8 protein-coding genes are annotated in these 14503 nt (G+C 59.3%); 2 read left to right on the forward strand and 6 right to left on the reverse strand.

Annotated features, from left to right (window positions below; all coding sequences use genetic code 11):
- The first annotated feature begins 5 nt into the window (after positions 1-5).
- On the forward strand, positions 6-305 hold the full coding sequence (hpf, locus tag ABD903_RS06580; RefSeq protein WP_345222453.1) for a ribosome hibernation-promoting factor, HPF/YfiA family: 300 nt from the start codon (positions 6-8) through the stop codon (positions 303-305).
- A gap of 237 nt (positions 306-542) precedes the next feature.
- Here hpf and metK read toward each other — a convergent pair whose 3' ends face one another.
- From metK to ABD903_RS06605, 5 genes are all read right to left on the reverse strand, one after another.
- Positions 543-1805, reverse strand: coding sequence for a methionine adenosyltransferase (metK, locus tag ABD903_RS06585; protein ID WP_345223096.1), 1263 nt, complete (start codon positions 1803-1805; stop codon positions 543-545).
- Between the two features lie 408 nt (positions 1806-2213).
- On the reverse strand, positions 2214-3461 hold the full coding sequence (locus tag ABD903_RS06590) for a hypothetical protein (RefSeq protein WP_345222455.1): 1248 nt from the start codon (positions 3459-3461) through the stop codon (positions 2214-2216).
- Positions 3462-3481: 20 nt separating this feature from the next.
- On the reverse strand, positions 3482-5953 hold the full coding sequence (locus tag ABD903_RS06595) for a prolyl oligopeptidase family serine peptidase (protein ID WP_345222457.1): 2472 nt from the start codon (positions 5951-5953) through the stop codon (positions 3482-3484).
- Positions 5954-6057: 104 nt separating this feature from the next.
- A complete protein-coding gene (locus ABD903_RS06600; protein ID WP_345222459.1) occupies positions 6058-6720 on the reverse strand; it encodes an HD domain-containing protein in 663 nt (220 codons plus the stop codon).
- Positions 6720-8384: an amidase gene (locus ABD903_RS06605; RefSeq protein WP_345222461.1), complete on the reverse strand. Its 1665-nt coding sequence runs from the start codon at positions 8382-8384 to the stop codon at positions 6720-6722. The genes ABD903_RS06600 and ABD903_RS06605 overlap by 1 nt, the downstream gene beginning before the upstream one ends.
- A gap of 132 nt (positions 8385-8516) precedes the next feature.
- Between ABD903_RS06605 and ABD903_RS06610 the strand changes: the two genes are divergently transcribed.
- A complete protein-coding gene (locus ABD903_RS06610) occupies positions 8517-9938 on the forward strand; it encodes a PQQ-dependent sugar dehydrogenase (protein ID WP_345222463.1) in 1422 nt (473 codons plus the stop codon).
- A gap of 70 nt (positions 9939-10008) precedes the next feature.
- Here ABD903_RS06610 and ABD903_RS06615 read toward each other — a convergent pair whose 3' ends face one another.
- Positions 10009-14454 (reverse strand): fibronectin type III domain-containing protein, encoded by a 4446-nt coding sequence (locus tag ABD903_RS06615; protein ID WP_345222465.1) that lies wholly within the window; start codon positions 14452-14454, stop codon positions 10009-10011.
- Between the last annotated feature and the right edge of the window lie 49 nt (positions 14455-14503).

Consider the following 14503-nt stretch of genomic DNA (forward strand, 5'->3'; position numbering starts at 1 on the left):
ACCCGATGAAAGTACAGATGCAATCGGTGCACTTCACCGCCGACCAGAAACTGCTCGACTTCATCCAGAAGCGCCTCGATAAACTTGAAACCTTTTACGACCGCGTTACGGAGGGCGAAGTCATTATGCGCCTCAATAACAAGGACGGGGTAGACAATAAGACTGTCGAAGTAAAGCTGTTTGTGCCCGGTACCACGCTCTTCAGCCAAGAGGATGCCGGTACCTTTGAAGCCGCTGCCGACGCCGCTGCCGAGCAATTGAAAAAACAACTCATTCGCCACAAAGAGAAGCAGACCGCGCACTGAACAACCGCCGTTTAGCCAGAAAAGCAAGAGCCCGGCCTGTACAAACAGGCCGGGCTCTTGCTTTTCTGGCTAAACATCAGCTTTGTGCTTGTTATTACAGCTCAGTGGCTTAGGTAATAAGCAAACTCGCCTACACTCACACCGCTCCGGTAGATGGCCCATGCGGCCAGCCCCAGCAAAACGGCCTTAGCTGGCTTACCAACACCTTGCAGCAAAAGCGCGAGCTGATTTAACATACTACAAGCTAAAGGCTTCCTTAATCTGGTCGACGTAGTCCAATTTTTCCCAGGTGAAGGTTTCTACCTCGCGGGTTTCGCCGCTGGCCAGCTTTACCTGCTTGGTTTGCGGTTCGCGGCCCATGTGCCCGTAAGCAGCCGTTTCCCCAAAAATGGGGTTCTGCAAGCCGAAGCGCTGCACGATGGCGTACGGACGCATGTCGAACAGTTGATCCACCTTCGCCGAGATTTCGCCGTCGGTCATTGCTTCGCCGTTAGAGCCTTTCACTTTAGTAGTGCCGTACGTGGTTACGTACAGACCCACGGGCTTGGCTACACCAATGGCGTAGGCCACCTGCACCAGTACTTGGTCGGCAACACCGGCGGCCACAAGGTTCTTGGCAATGTGGCGAGCAGCGTACGCAGCCGAACGGTCTACTTTCGAGGAGTCTTTGCCCGAGAAAGCGCCGCCGCCGTGGGCGCCTTTACCGCCGTAAGTGTCCACAATTATTTTGCGGCCGGTAAGGCCCGAGTCGCCGTGGGGGCCGCCGATAACGAACTTGCCCGTGGGGTTAATGTGGTAGGTAATTTGGTCGGTGAAGAGCTGCTGTACCTCGGCGCTCAGACCGGCCTTTACGCGCGGAATCAGGATGCCCTTTACGTCTTCGGAAATGCGGCGCAGCATGGTTTCCTCCGATTCGTCGAAGTCGTCGTGCTGGGTAGAAACCACGATGGTGTCGATGGCTTCGGGCGTACCGGCGTCGCTGTAGCGGATGGTTACCTGCGACTTCGCATCGGGACGCAGGTACGTCATCTGGCGGCCTTCTTTGCGAATAGCGGCCAGTTCGCGCAGCAAACGGTGCGACAGATCCAGCGCCAGGGGCATGTAGTTATCGGTTTCGCGCGAGGCGTAGCCGAACATCATGCCTTGGTCGCCGGCACCCTGGTCTTCGGGGTTCTGACGCTCCACGCCTTGGTTGATATCGGGCGACTGTTCGTGCAGCGCCGAGAGGATGCCGCAGCTTTCGGCTTCGAACTTGTATTCGGCCTTGGTGTAGCCGATGCGGCGGATTACATCGCGGGCAACGCTTTGCACGTCGACGTAGGCCTTGGACTTCACTTCGCCGGCAACTACTACCAAACCCGTTGTAACGAGGGTTTCGCAGGCTACTTTAGAAGCGGGGTCTTGACGCAGAAACTCGTCGAGGATGGCGTCGGAAATTTGGTCGGCGACTTTGTCGGGATGACCTTCCGAAACGGATTCGGAGGTGAACAGGTAGGGCATTGTATGTACGTGCCGGCGTCGGTGAAACCAGGCCCACAACGGCGCCCCGGCAGAGCGGGTCATGGGAGGTGGCAAAGCTACCTAAATTCAGCAAAGCCACCTACCGGCCAGCATTGGGCATCTTGCCGGGCGGGGTGTGTAAGCTTACGCACATCAATCAGCTTGTAAACTAAAAGACAAGCGCTTACCCTAACAGCCAGCACTACTTCATGGCATTTATAGGCTGCGAAAAGCGCTGAGTTCAGCCGAATATTTCCTCCGTACGGAGGTCCGACCTTGGCTTACGTCTACTTGCAAAGCCCTATAACCTTTGCTCGAACCCACCATTTCCATGTTACGGGAAGCTAGAAGCAGGTGTTCTTGCCAGCCAGGAGGCGGCTCAATTACACCGAAGCCCCTGTTGGGCAGCTAGGAGAAAGGCCCATACGACCACACGTTGTACAGGTGCCAGCTAATAGCAACCAGCGCAATCATGGCAGGCTGAAAACGAGCGGGCAAACGGCTCAGCAGAAGCGCTGCACCACACAGCAGCAAAGGCACCAGTGTAAACGTCAGCCGTTGGTTGTAATACCCCAGCGCCACCAGGAAACTGCCAAACAGCACTAGTAGAAACACTACTTCGGGCCACGGCTGGGATACAAGGGTTTTGACGCGCTGCAGGCGAGTTAGCAGCCCAAGCAATGGTAAAACGAGCAAGAAGAAGGCAATGCCGATGAGCGTTTGGCTGAACTCACGCAGCTTGCTCCACAACGTGGGCAACCACTCGGCGGCAGGCTGTTGTGCCAGGTCGAGCAACCATACCAACTGGCGGAAACGCACCATTTCGTGATTGTAATAGGTGACACCTCGTAGCTTCAATACCAGAACCCAAGCCAAAGTTGGGAGCAGGAAAGCGGCAGCCACCATAACTCCCCGGCCCAACAAAGTCGGGCTGAAACGGCCGCTTGCATGCCGCCACATGGCGTACCACAAACACGGCAGCACCAGCACAAAATTGCCGTAGAGTAATGGCAACACGCCCAATGCTAAAGCCAGCACTGCCAGTCGTCCGGTCTGCAACGGCTTATGGCGAAATTGCAGCAGCAAGAACAGGCAAAACAGAGGCGTGAAGAAGCAGAACATCTGCTGGTGCGCCGTCCAGAAAAAAGCCTTGGTGATTTGGCTCGACGCCATAAAAACCATGAGCCCGTACATAACCACAGCCTGCCCCCGGCCGGCGGTTAGGCGGGGGTAAAGCCAGGAAAACAGCCACAAGCTGGCCGTGAGCACCCCAAAGTTGAGCAGCACGAAGGCGGGGTAAAACCCAATCAGATCGGGCAGCGGCACGGGTACCGGACTGGCATTCCAGAAATGGCTTTGCACGGTTTCCGCGCTGACACGCGGCGTAAGCAGCGCCCGCAGCGGATAGCCCAGAACCGTACCAAGCAGCACATACAGCGGCCGCGACTGTCGGACTTCCCCAGCTTGCAATAAGGCCTCAGGCCGCGCAGCCGCGCCGATATAGCCGTACGAGTCGTAATTCAAGATGAACCCGGCTCGGGGGCTCAGCTGAATGTACGTGCCCCAATAGTCCTCGGCGCCGGCCGGGCGCGGGGCGAACAGAAACGAACCGGCTGCCACCAGCACCAACGCCACAATAAGGAGCAGATTTCGCATACCGGCCGCCTTACCGCTACTCAGTTGCCACTGCTGGTTCCCGAACTCGAGCGGGCTGGCGACTGGTTTCGCAGGTTGGTTTCGAACAGCTTCAGAATGCGCTTGTACTCGTCGGTCCATGAGCTCGGCTCTACGAAACCGTGGTCCTCTACGGGGTACACGGCCAGCTCCCAGTTGTCTTTACCCAGCTCAATAAGCCGTTGCGAAAGGCGCACAATGTCCTGGAAGTGCACGTTGGTATCCACCATGCCGTGGCACATCAGCAGGGCGCCTTTCAGTCCTTCGGCGTGGTAAATGGGCGACGAGCGGGCGTAGGCCACGGAATCGTTGTAGGGCTCGTTCAGGATGTTGTCGGTGTAGCCGTGGTTGTAATGGGCCCAGTCGGTAACGGAGCGCAGAGCGGCGCCGGCCCGAAAAACATCGGGCTGAGTGAACATGGCCATGAGCGTGATGAAGCCGCCGTATGAGCCGCCGTAAATGCCAATGCGCTGCGGATCGACGTTGTACTTGTCAGCCAGCATTTTGGCGCCGTCTATGTGGTCGGAAAGATCTTTGCCGCCCATGTAGCGGTAGATGCCGGTGCGCACGTCGCGGCCGTAGCCGCTGGAACCGCGGTAGTCAATATCGAGCACGGTGTAGCCGCGCTCCACCAGCAGGTTATGGAACATGTACTCGCGGAAGTACTGGCTCCACCACTTGTGGGCATTTTGCAGGTAGCCCGCGCCGTGCACAAACACCACGGCCGGGCGCGTGGGGTCTTGTTTGGCGGGGCGGTACAGGCGGGCGTACACCTGAGCGCCGTCGCGGGCCGGAATGGTTACAATTTCTGGTTCGCGCCACGGGTAGCTCTCGAACTCAGAAGTGGTAGAATGCGTGAGCGGCCGCAGCTTGGCGCCGGGCTTGTTGTCCATCAGGTACAGCTCCCAGGGCTTGGTAGCGGCGCTGTAGCGCACCAGCAGCGTTTTCTCGTCGGGCGACAGCACCACTTCGTGGCCCCCGGTTTGAGAAGTAATTTGCGTAAGCGGGCCGCCGTTTACGGGCATGCGGTAGAAATGCTGCTCGCCGGGGTGGGTTTTGTTGGCCGTGAGGTACCAGGTCTTTTTGTCCTTCGAAAGCTGAGCCTGCTGCACTTCGAAATTGCCGCTGGTCAGGGCTTTTTTCTGGCCGTTGGTTACGTCCACGGTGTAGAGGTGCGAGTAGCCGGTTTCTTCGCTCTGAAACCAGATGCGCTGGTTGTCGGGCAGCCAGCCCACGTTGCCAGCTTCGTAGCCGATGCCGGGGCCGTTGATCCAGGCCTCGTCGCGCTGCCGGTCGAGCAGCCCGATTTTCTGGGTGCTGGGGTCGAGGCTCACCAGCCACCGGTCCTTATTATCGGCGGAGCGCACGACCAGGAAGGCGCGCTGGCCGTTATCCGACCAAAACGGGCCGTGCGGCACCACCCGGCGCTGCTCGGCTTTTTCTTTGGCCACGGCAGCGGGCGTTTTGCCATCGGCCGATACCGGCAGCGGTGCCTGCGCTTTTAGCGGGTACTCTTTGCGGTAAGCAGGCTGCTCGTCGAGACCTTTCAGCTCTTTATAGCCCAGCACAAAGGTGGTGTCGCGGCCAATGTCATAAATACCCATTTCGTAGGCGGTTTGGGCCGTGCCTACTTTGTTGCGGGTGGAAATGTCCTCGGTGTAACCCGAGGCGGTAACGAAGTTCGGAACCAATGCCAGCTTGTTGGCGGCCGGCTCCTGGGCCAGCGTGTAGGTCACAAACCGACCATCGGGGCTCAGACGCAGGTTTTCCACAGTCTGAGTGCCCAGGTAGATGGCCTTGGGCCGTAGCTTGGCCAAGCTTTTTTGTTGCTGCTCGCGGCTGAGGCGGTCCTGCTCGCGCTGGCGTACCACGTTAAACAAGGCCAGCTGCTGCGCCCGCAGAAACTGCTCGGCTTTGTCGGCTTTGGTGGGGGCTGGGCGCGGACCGCGGCGGAAATCGGTGCGCTGCGTGGTTTCGCCGGTGACCGGGTTCCAGGTAAACAGGTTGCCGCCGCGGGTGTAGCTCACGGCCTGGCCCTGCAAGGCAAACGCAGGCTCCGATTCCCGCTCGGCGGTGTTGGTCACGCGCCGGATTTTGCCCGACTTCACCTCTAGCAGGAAAATGTCGCCTTCCTTCTCGTAGAGCTTGCGGCTGCGCGTGAGGTCGTACGTGCCGCGCTGGGCGGGCAGTTCGCGCTGCTGGCGCAGGCTTACTTTGCGCGGATTCTTGCCGTCGAGGCCCACGGTGTAAAGCGAGTCGCGGCGGGCTTTATCCGGGTTCCAGCTAAAGTAAATGCGCTTGCCGTCTTCGCTCCAGTACGGGTTAGAGGGCAAGCCGCCGAGCCACTGCGCCGGTTCGCGCATGATTTTCTCGACGGTAAGCGGGCCCAAGGAAGTAGCCGCGGGTTGGTTTTGGGCAGAAGCAGAAGCCAGGGGGAACAGCCACAGCAACTGCAGCACGGAAGAAAAGCGCATACAAGAAAGAAATTCGGGAAAGGCGCACCGGACGCAGCGCGAAAGACAGGCTACCGCATCCAGCGTTGCAGTCGAACGGCTTCGCCCTGAAAGGTACGGCTGGGCTACAGCTCCGCCAACTCAGCCGCCAGGTTCTCCCGGGCCGCCGCTTCACGCTGCTCCCGCGCGAAGCCGGTGCGGTAAAGCTGCGGGGCATCGAGCAGCTGTTGCAGCACTTTGCGGCGACCCGGGCGGTACAGAAAACCGGGTACAATAAGGTACTCCTGCCGAATCTGACGGGCGTACTGCTGGTAAGCCTCGGGCGAAGCGCCCAAAACCCACAAATCGGCGTCGAGCAGCAAGGCGGTGTCCAGGGCGTCGTCGGGTTCGGTGGTGGCGTGGTGCTGGGTGCGCCGAATGAGCCGGTTGAGGCGCGTGTGCTGGCTTGCCGTGAGCGTAGTGGTTTGCAGCAGCTGCCGGGCGCAGTCAGCGCTGCGCGACTCGTTGTCGGAACGCAGGGGCTGGTACACGATGTCGTGAAACCACACGGCTAATTCCAGCACCACGGGGTCGGGCGCGGCGGCGGTTTCGGGGTGCGTATCGAGCACGGCAAACATGGCCTGCAGGTGCGACAAGGCGTGGTAATGCCGGCCGACGCCGCTGTAGTCGCGCTGAATCCGTTGCCAAGCTGCTTCCGCCGCTTCCGGCTCGGGAAACAACGAAGCGGCGCGCTGTTGCCAACGCGCCGCCAGGTTTTCCACGCTAAAGCTCGTTTCTGAAGCGGGCATTAGAAGTTCAGCTTCGGATGCTGCTCGTCGAAGGTAGTGGCGTCCTGGTAGGCCTTTACCAAAGCCAGCAGCTTGCCTTCCTCAAACAGCTGGCCCATAAACGTAATGGTTTGGGGCAGGCCTTCCTTGGTGAAACCGTTGGGCACGGCCACGGCCGGGTGACCGGTAAGGTTGGTCAGCACCAGGTTGCGACTGAACGAGGGTGCCATGTAACCATCTAGCCCCTGCAGACGCTTGTACATGTCTTCGATGAGCAGGGTGCGGTAACGCTGCGCCTGAATGTATTCCACGGCCGGGATAAAGCGGGAGCTGCGGAAAATATTTGGCCAGGCGCTTTTGCCCTGGTTCACCATTTCCTTGTCGCGGCCCGAGCGGGTGAGGTCGTCGAAGGCGGCGGCGCCTTCGGCCGTAAGCAGGTAGGTAATGTCGTTGGCGGGCAGCTGGGGCAGCTCCAGGGGCACCAGCTCCACCCCCAATTTGCGCAGCTCGGCCAGCGTGGCTTCGTCGTTGGCTTTGTTGGGGTACGCCCGCTCGAAATCAGCCTTCAGGTAGCCGATACGTAGTTTTTTCACGTCGGCATCGAAGGCGTAGCGGAAGTCGGCGGGTACGAGCAGCGTCACCGGGTCGCGGCGGTCCTGGCCCACCAGCGCGTCGAATACCAGGGCGCAGTCTTCGGCCGAGCGAGCAATGGGACCGGCCTTGTCCATGGTCCAGCTCAGGGCCATGGCGCCAGCGCGGCTAATGCGCCCGAACGAGGGCCGCAGACCCGTAACGCCGCAGGCCGTGCTGGGACTTACAATCGAGCCCAAGGTTTCGGCACCAATGGCAAACGGCAGCAAGCCCGCCGCCACGGCCGACGCCGAACCCGCCGACGAGCCGCTGGAGCCTTTTTCCAGGTTCCAGGGCGTGCGGGTTTTGCCCCCGTACCACACGTCGCCCATGGCCAGCTCGCCCAGGGTAAGCTTGGCGCAAAGCACGGCGCCGGCTTCGCGCAAGCGCGTTACCACGGCGGCATCTTCATCCAGGGTTTGCTCCTTATAAGGCACCGAGCCCCAGGTGGTTTTGTACCCTTTGGTGCTGAACAGGTCTTTGGCGCCGTACGGAATGCCGTGCAGCGGGCCGCGGTACTTGCCCTTCTTTATTTCCTCGTCGGCGGCGCGGGCCTGTTGCAGGGCCAGCTCTTCGGTAAGGGAGGTAACGCAGCGCAGCTTGGGGTCGAAGCGCTTGAGGCGGTCGAGGTAAAACTTGGTCAGCTCCTCGGAGGAAATTTGCTTGCTGCGCAGCAACTCGCCCAGCTGGCGCACCGAGTAAAAAGCGAGGTCTTCGCGGTTAGCGGGCAGCTTGACCTTGTCGGCCTTGGGCAGCTTGTCGTTGCCGAACGCGGGGCTTGGCTGCCAGGTGCTGGGCACGGGGTTAAAAATGGTGGCTGGCGCCACGCTGTTAGCCAGCGTCACCTTGCGGTTAGCGGCGTAATTGTCACGATACTCGGCTAAATCCTGGCGGGCCGAGTCGAGTTGAGCATCGGTGAACTTCAGCCCGAACAGTTCCTGGGCCGCCCGGGCCATGGGCACGGTAATGGGAGTGGGCGTATCGGCGGCGGTGCTTAATGCACCCAGCGCGAAGCACGCTGCACCGCCCAGCAAATAGGGAAACAGGTGTTTCATAGAGGAAAACGGAGAGGTCGGAAGAAACTGGCGGCGGAACGGGCAAACAAAGTACGCTAATCCGAAAGCCCGAAAAAATCGTTACGCTTACAAGCTCATCGCGAGAATGTTTCACACCTAAGTCCTCCTTGCATGAAACGAATTCTTACTTCCTGTTACCTCGGGGCACTGCTGGCCGGTGGCCTGGCCGCGCCGGCCGCCGCGCAGGTGGTGGCTACCTACCCGGTAGGCGCTACCACGGTCACCCTCTCGAACCTCACCACCGGCCTCGATACCCCGTGGGAATTGCTTTGGGGGCCCGATAATTTTCTGTGGATGACGGAGCGCGGCGGCCGCATCAGCCGCATAAACCCCACCACGGGCCAGCTCCTGCCGCTGCTCACCCTCTCCGATGTCACCCAGGGAGGCGAAAGCGGACTGCTGGGCATGACCGTGGTTCCCATAGCCAGTACCCAAGGCGGATCGGCTTACGTGTTTGTGGTGTACAACTACACCGATGGCGGCTTGAAGGAAAAGGTGGTTCGGTACACCTATACCAACGGCACCCTAACCGCTCCACTGGTGATACTGGGGAATATTCCGGCCGCCAACATTCACAGCGGTTCGCGCCTGTTGGCCCTGCCCGATAACACCCTGCTGGTAACCACCGGCGACGCGGCCAATACCAGTCTCTCGCAGAACAGCCAGTCGCTCAACGGCAAAATCCTGCGCATGAATTTCGACGGCACCGTGCCGGCCAACAACCCCACACCGGGCAGCCTGGTGTACACCATAGGCCACCGCAACCCGCAGGGACTGGTGCGGGTTGCCGCCACGGGCCGGGTGTACAGCTCGGAGCACGGCCCCAGCAACGACGACGAGGTAAACCTGATTGAGCCCGGCCGCAACTACGGCTGGCCAAACGTGGAAGGCCTGTGCAACCTGCCCGCCGAGCAAACCTTCTGCCAACAAAACAACGTGCGCGAGCCACTGGCGGTCTGGACGCCCACGCTGGCCGTAGCCGGCATTACGTACTACGACCACCCCGCCATTCCGGGCTGGCGCAATTCGCTGCTAATGGCCAGCCTAAAAGCGGGTACCCTCACCCAGCTTATCCTAACTACCGGCGGCGAAGCCATTGCACAGCAAGCCAATGTGTGGGCTGGCACCTACGGACGACTGCGGGCTATTTGCACGTCGCCACAAGGCCGGGTGTACGTGGCTACCAGCAACCGCGACGGCCGTGGCAACCCCGCCGCACAAGACGACCGCGTGATGGTGCTCGAAAACCGGGCGTTTGTTACCTCTGCTAAATCTACCCGCACCGCTACTTTTGCCCTCTACCCTAATCCGTCCACAACGTCGACCACGCTGCAACTGCCCGCTAAGTTGGGGGCCGCTACAGGCGTTGAAGTAGTGGACGCGCTGGGCCGGCAAGTGTACAACGCAAGCTTTCCCGCGGGTCAACAACGCGCTGTGTTGCCCAGCCAAGCCTGGAGCCCAGGCGTGTATACCGTGCGTGTGGCCAGCCCAGGCTTGTCATTTACCCCGCAGCGCTTGGTATTGGCCCGTTAAGCTTACTTATCAGGCACAAAAAAAGCGGCGCCTCCAGTGCAGGCGCCGCTTTTTTATTGAGGACGGAATGCTATTCCACCGTCACTTTGCGAGTAGTAGTGGTTTGGCCAACCTGCAAGCGAAGCGTATACAAGCCGCGGGCCAATGGGGTCATCGACACTTTGCCGTCAGCTGAGCCGTTGCTAATGCTGATGGTTTCCTGATGAACAACTTGGCCAATGGCATTGATAAGTTGCAACTGCGCCTTCGCGGCTTTGCCCACCCCGCGCAACTGCACCGTCATTTCGCCGCCCGATACCGGGTTCGGGAATACGTTCAACTCACCCACGAATGGATTGCGAGTGGAAAGCACACGGTCGTAAACAATAGTGAACGGTCCGGTGGTGGCGCCGGAGGTCAAACCAGCAACGCTGATGTAGTACTCCTGACCAGGCGTCAGACCAGTCACGCTGAATTGGCCAAGCGAGGAGTTAACGTTGGGAGCCACGCGGCAGGAAACGTCCGTCAGGGCCCCCGAGCATGAGGCACCACTAAACACGCGCAACGTACCAGCCGACGTACCGGTAACTTCCATTCGCATTTCGCTGGTCACAGGCCTGGCCCGGAACCACACGTCACGGGGATTGGCTGCGTTGCTGCAACCCGATTGCGCGGGGTTGCTGTAGCCATTCGGAATGGTAGTAGTGGCGCCGAAATTGGTGGCTTGTACCGTTACATTGGGCAACAACTGTATGGCAGCGCAAGGCTCGTCGTTGGTAGCTGAGAGTATACTGGTGCGGAAGCACACCGGCCCTACCGTAGGGCTGGGGTTGGCGCCGCTAGTGCAAGTCTGCGTTACGTAGAAGCAGTACTCCGTATCCGCTGCCAGACCCGTAATAGCTACCGACTGGCCAGCCTGCGTACGCACGGTTCCGGTTCCGGGCGCGAAACCCACCGGGCCGTACTCAACTGTGTAGGAGATACCCGAACCGGCATACGTGAGCGTGGCCGAACTACTGGTGATGTTGGTTGCTGCCAAGCCACCAGGCTCCGCACAAGTAGTTGGCGAAGAAGCGCATACGGTGAAGCCCCCTTCGGCATTGTTGCCACTTTCCCACACCCGTACGTAGAGCACTTCGCCCGGCGTGCGGCCGCTAATGTTGAGCAACCCATGACTACCCGTACCGCTGGCGGCGTCGCACACAATTTGAGTGAGGTTGCCGCACGTGCCCGAGTACACCGATAAGTCGGTATCGGTAAGCGGCGTAGAGCCGCCACCAGCCGTTTCCAGTCGCAGCCCTCCCGAAGGTGGCACCGTCACTTTGTACCATACATCGCCCCCGGCATAGGTACCACAGGTTGGGGATGCCACGCCGCTAGAGCCGCTAGCTCCCAGATTGGTTCCCACCACGGGGCTTGTGCAGTTCGTGCCGAAGCTCACCGGCAGCGTAATGGCATTAGCGCAATCGTCGTTAACTGGTGGGGTTGGCGACGGAGTAATGCAGATGGTAAAGTTGCTGTTGAATGCGGCAGGCGCGGTTGACCCAAACGAGAATATCCGGATGTAGTAGCGCTGCCCGATTGTAAGGCCGTTAACCCGGAGTCTTTCTTCTCCTCCGCTTGCGGAAGCATCAATGCACTGCAGGACGGAGAGGGAGCTACAGGCACCCGAAAACACCTGCACAACGCCATCAAAGCTGGTGGCTTCGTCAACGACGATGTCGTGCGAGGTACCGGCGGCCAGGAACGAGTACCACACGTCGTCGTCGGCGGTGCCGCTGCAGGCGGCTGGAGCGCCTTGCGACGTCGTAGCCCGGAACACGCTACCGTTGACGGGTGTGCACGTAGCACTAGGTGTTAGGGCCGTGGCATTGGCGCAATCGTCGTTGGCCGGCACCGGTGTGGGAGCCGTAACGCAAATGGAAAAGCTACTGTTGACGTCGGTGGGAACCGTAGCGGTAAAAGAGAAAACTCGTACCAAGTATTCCTGACCGACGGTTAGGTTAGTGGCCGATAGAACTTCGACGCTGCCGCCGGCGCTTTGGTCTTCACATGCAATGCTACCAATAATGCTGGTGCAGGTACCGTTGAATAACTGTACTACACCGTCGAAACCGGCGCCTTCAGTCAAGCGAATGTCATGAGCCGTTGCCGTCGCCGTGAATTTGTACCACACGTCATCGTCGGCGGCGGCAGTACCGCTACACTGCAAAGTACCAACCAGCGAATCCGTGGCTTTAAACACCGTTCCCGTAGTAGGTGTGCAAGTCTGGCCGGGGGTTAGAACGGTAGCATTGGCGCAATTGTCGTTTACCGGAGGCTGCGGCGCTGGGGTCACGCAGATGCTAAAGCTGCTATTGGCCGGCGTGGGAGCCGTTGCGCTGAAAGAGAATACCCGGACCTTGTAGGACGTACCCACAGTCAGGCTAGTCAGGGACAATATTTCCACACCCGCGGTGGTAACGTCGCGGCAGCCTAAGCTGGCCGTGAGGAAACCGCAATTTGAACCGCTGAACGCCTGCAGCACGCCATCAAAACCAGTGCCTTCAGTCAAACGAATATCCATAGCCGTTGCCGTCGCCGTGAATTCGTACCAGACGTCATCGTCGGCGGTGCCGGAACAACCTGACGTACCGACGTTGGAATTGGTGGCGCTTAACACGGTTCCATTAACCGAGTTACAAGCCTGCGGCGTTGCGCCAACGGTAAGCGTAGCAGCCGTGGCGCACTCGTCGTTGGCCGGGCGGGTGGCAAGGCTTGTTGGTCCAGTTCTCAAGGATGAACCATCCGTGCAGATACGGGCCACGTAGACGTCGTACTGCGTACCGGCCTGCAAACCGGTAATGGTGGTGCTGGTGCCTGCAATACCCGTGATGGTCTGGCTACCCGTTCCGCCTGGCGTAAAGCCAACCGGCCCGTAAAACACCGTGTAAGAGCTACCCGCCCCTATGCCGCCCCAGCTAATGGCGGCGGTAGTAGAGGTGACTGCACCTACCGTTAGGCCATTGGGAGCAAAACAAGCGTTAGCCGACCGAATGTCTACAGCATCTAAGCCAATATCGGATGCGCCAAAATCAGCCCGGGCCCGGAACCGCACCACAGCCGTTGCCGAAGTCGAGCTGATGGTTACATACTGCTTACTCCAAGCATTAGCCAGATTAATGCGCGTCAAGGCCGGACCAAAGGTTAATCCGCCATCGTTGGAGACATGTATCGCTAACGAATCGGATCCGGTGTTGTTGCGGTAGTCGAACGAGAGGATCTTGTCGCCGGCTTGGCTCAGGTTAACGTACAGGTCTAGAAACCCTATGCTGCCCGACGAGGCTTGGAATGAGTGGAATCGAGCAGAGCTATTGCCTTCACTCCCCGTGGGCGTGTAAGCCCCCGAAGTTGGGTTTACCCAGCCAGCGGAAATACCGTCGTCGTTGCGGCGCCACGAATTGTTACCCGTTGTGGGCGTGGTACGCCAGCTGTTGCTGGGAGCGTCTTTGATTCCGCAAACGTCAATCCAGTCGTTTTCAAATCCTTGGAAAAAGGGTAGCGTAGCGTAGGTAGGCGCCGCAAACGTAATTTGAGCCGGTGTTGAGTTTGCCGAAGCTCCGCTGCACGTTAATACAGCCCGGAAAAAAGTGGCCGTTGTTAGTACAGGTGTTGTGTACGTGGGGCCCGTAGCCCCAGCAATGTTGGTGTAGCTGGTTCCGTTCGTGGATTGCTGCCACTGATATGTTAAGCCAGTGCCAAAGGAAGCTCCTTGCAACGATAAAGAAACACTTCCGGGGGCGCACAGGCTGGAAGCAGAGGCAACCGTAGTACCGCCGTTAGGCGGTGTCGTGCACGGCGACGACGGAGTGTAAGTAACGCGCAAGGTAGGGCGGTTGTTGCCGTACGAAGCAGCTGTTAGCGTAGTTACCGGTGCTGAATCGGCATCTCCTACCGCAAACCCAGTGGCAGGATTTACCACAAAATTAATTACTCCGGTAGCGGTGCCCTGCTTTTCGTGGTCGGTAAGTACCAGCAAGTTGCCGCCGGTGTACACGAAGGGTTGCGCAAGGGTGACACTGAAGTAGGTGCCAGCGGCTCCGGTTACCTGTTGGGTGGTAGAGGTGTACACCTGCGTTGCACCAGCCGTTAATGTGCTCCAAGCCTGTGAAGTACCTAACGTGGTGAGGCTGCTGTTGCCCAGCAACACGTTAAACGTGTTGTTACCGGTCAACTCACCGGCATCTGATTTCAGCCATGCCAACTGCGTAATAACGGCACCAGCAGGAATACTCAGTTCAGCCGGCGTGTACAGGTGAGCGTAACGCGAATGATCGAACGTGCTGGTAGCTGTTGACCGGTAAATAGGCCCGTATGAATAGCTACTCCTGGCCGGTGCTACAACGGGCAAGGTCGTTGAGCCAATGGTAGAGGTTTGGGCACCGGCCAGTAACGGCAACAACAGCACACAAGCCGTTGTGAGCCACGTAACCAGACGCTTCAACCCTTGAGGCGGTTGATGAACAGCGGGTGACTGTTCGGGTAAAGGTATTTGCATAAGAAATGGGTGTGGGGTGGTTGGAATGAGAAAGCGACAGAAGCCAAGG

It is taken from the genome of Hymenobacter koreensis (assembly GCF_039541855.1).
In the GTDB taxonomy this organism is placed as follows: domain Bacteria; phylum Bacteroidota; class Bacteroidia; order Cytophagales; family Hymenobacteraceae; genus Solirubrum; species Solirubrum koreensis.

What these genes read in the sequence shown, in the direction of transcription:
- hpf (WP_345222453.1), top strand. Translation starts at nt 6, where the DNA reads ATGAAAGTACAGATGCAATCGGTGCACTTCACCGCCGACCAGAAACTG.
- metK (WP_345223096.1), bottom strand. Translation starts at nt 1,805, where the DNA reads ATGCCCTACCTGTTCACCTCCGAATCCGTTTCGGAAGGTCATCCCGAC.
- ABD903_RS06590 (WP_345222455.1), bottom strand. Translation starts at nt 3,461, where the DNA reads ATGCGAAATCTGCTCCTTATTGTGGCGTTGGTGCTGGTGGCAGCCGGT.
- ABD903_RS06595 (WP_345222457.1), bottom strand. Translation starts at nt 5,953, where the DNA reads ATGCGCTTTTCTTCCGTGCTGCAGTTGCTGTGGCTGTTCCCCCTGGCT.
- ABD903_RS06600 (WP_345222459.1), bottom strand. Translation starts at nt 6,720, where the DNA reads ATGCCCGCTTCAGAAACGAGCTTTAGCGTGGAAAACCTGGCGGCGCGT.
- ABD903_RS06605 (WP_345222461.1), bottom strand. Translation starts at nt 8,384, where the DNA reads ATGAAACACCTGTTTCCCTATTTGCTGGGCGGTGCAGCGTGCTTCGCG.
- ABD903_RS06610 (WP_345222463.1), top strand. Translation starts at nt 8,517, where the DNA reads ATGAAACGAATTCTTACTTCCTGTTACCTCGGGGCACTGCTGGCCGGT.
- ABD903_RS06615 (WP_345222465.1), bottom strand. Translation starts at nt 14,454, where the DNA reads ATGCAAATACCTTTACCCGAACAGTCACCCGCTGTTCATCAACCGCCT.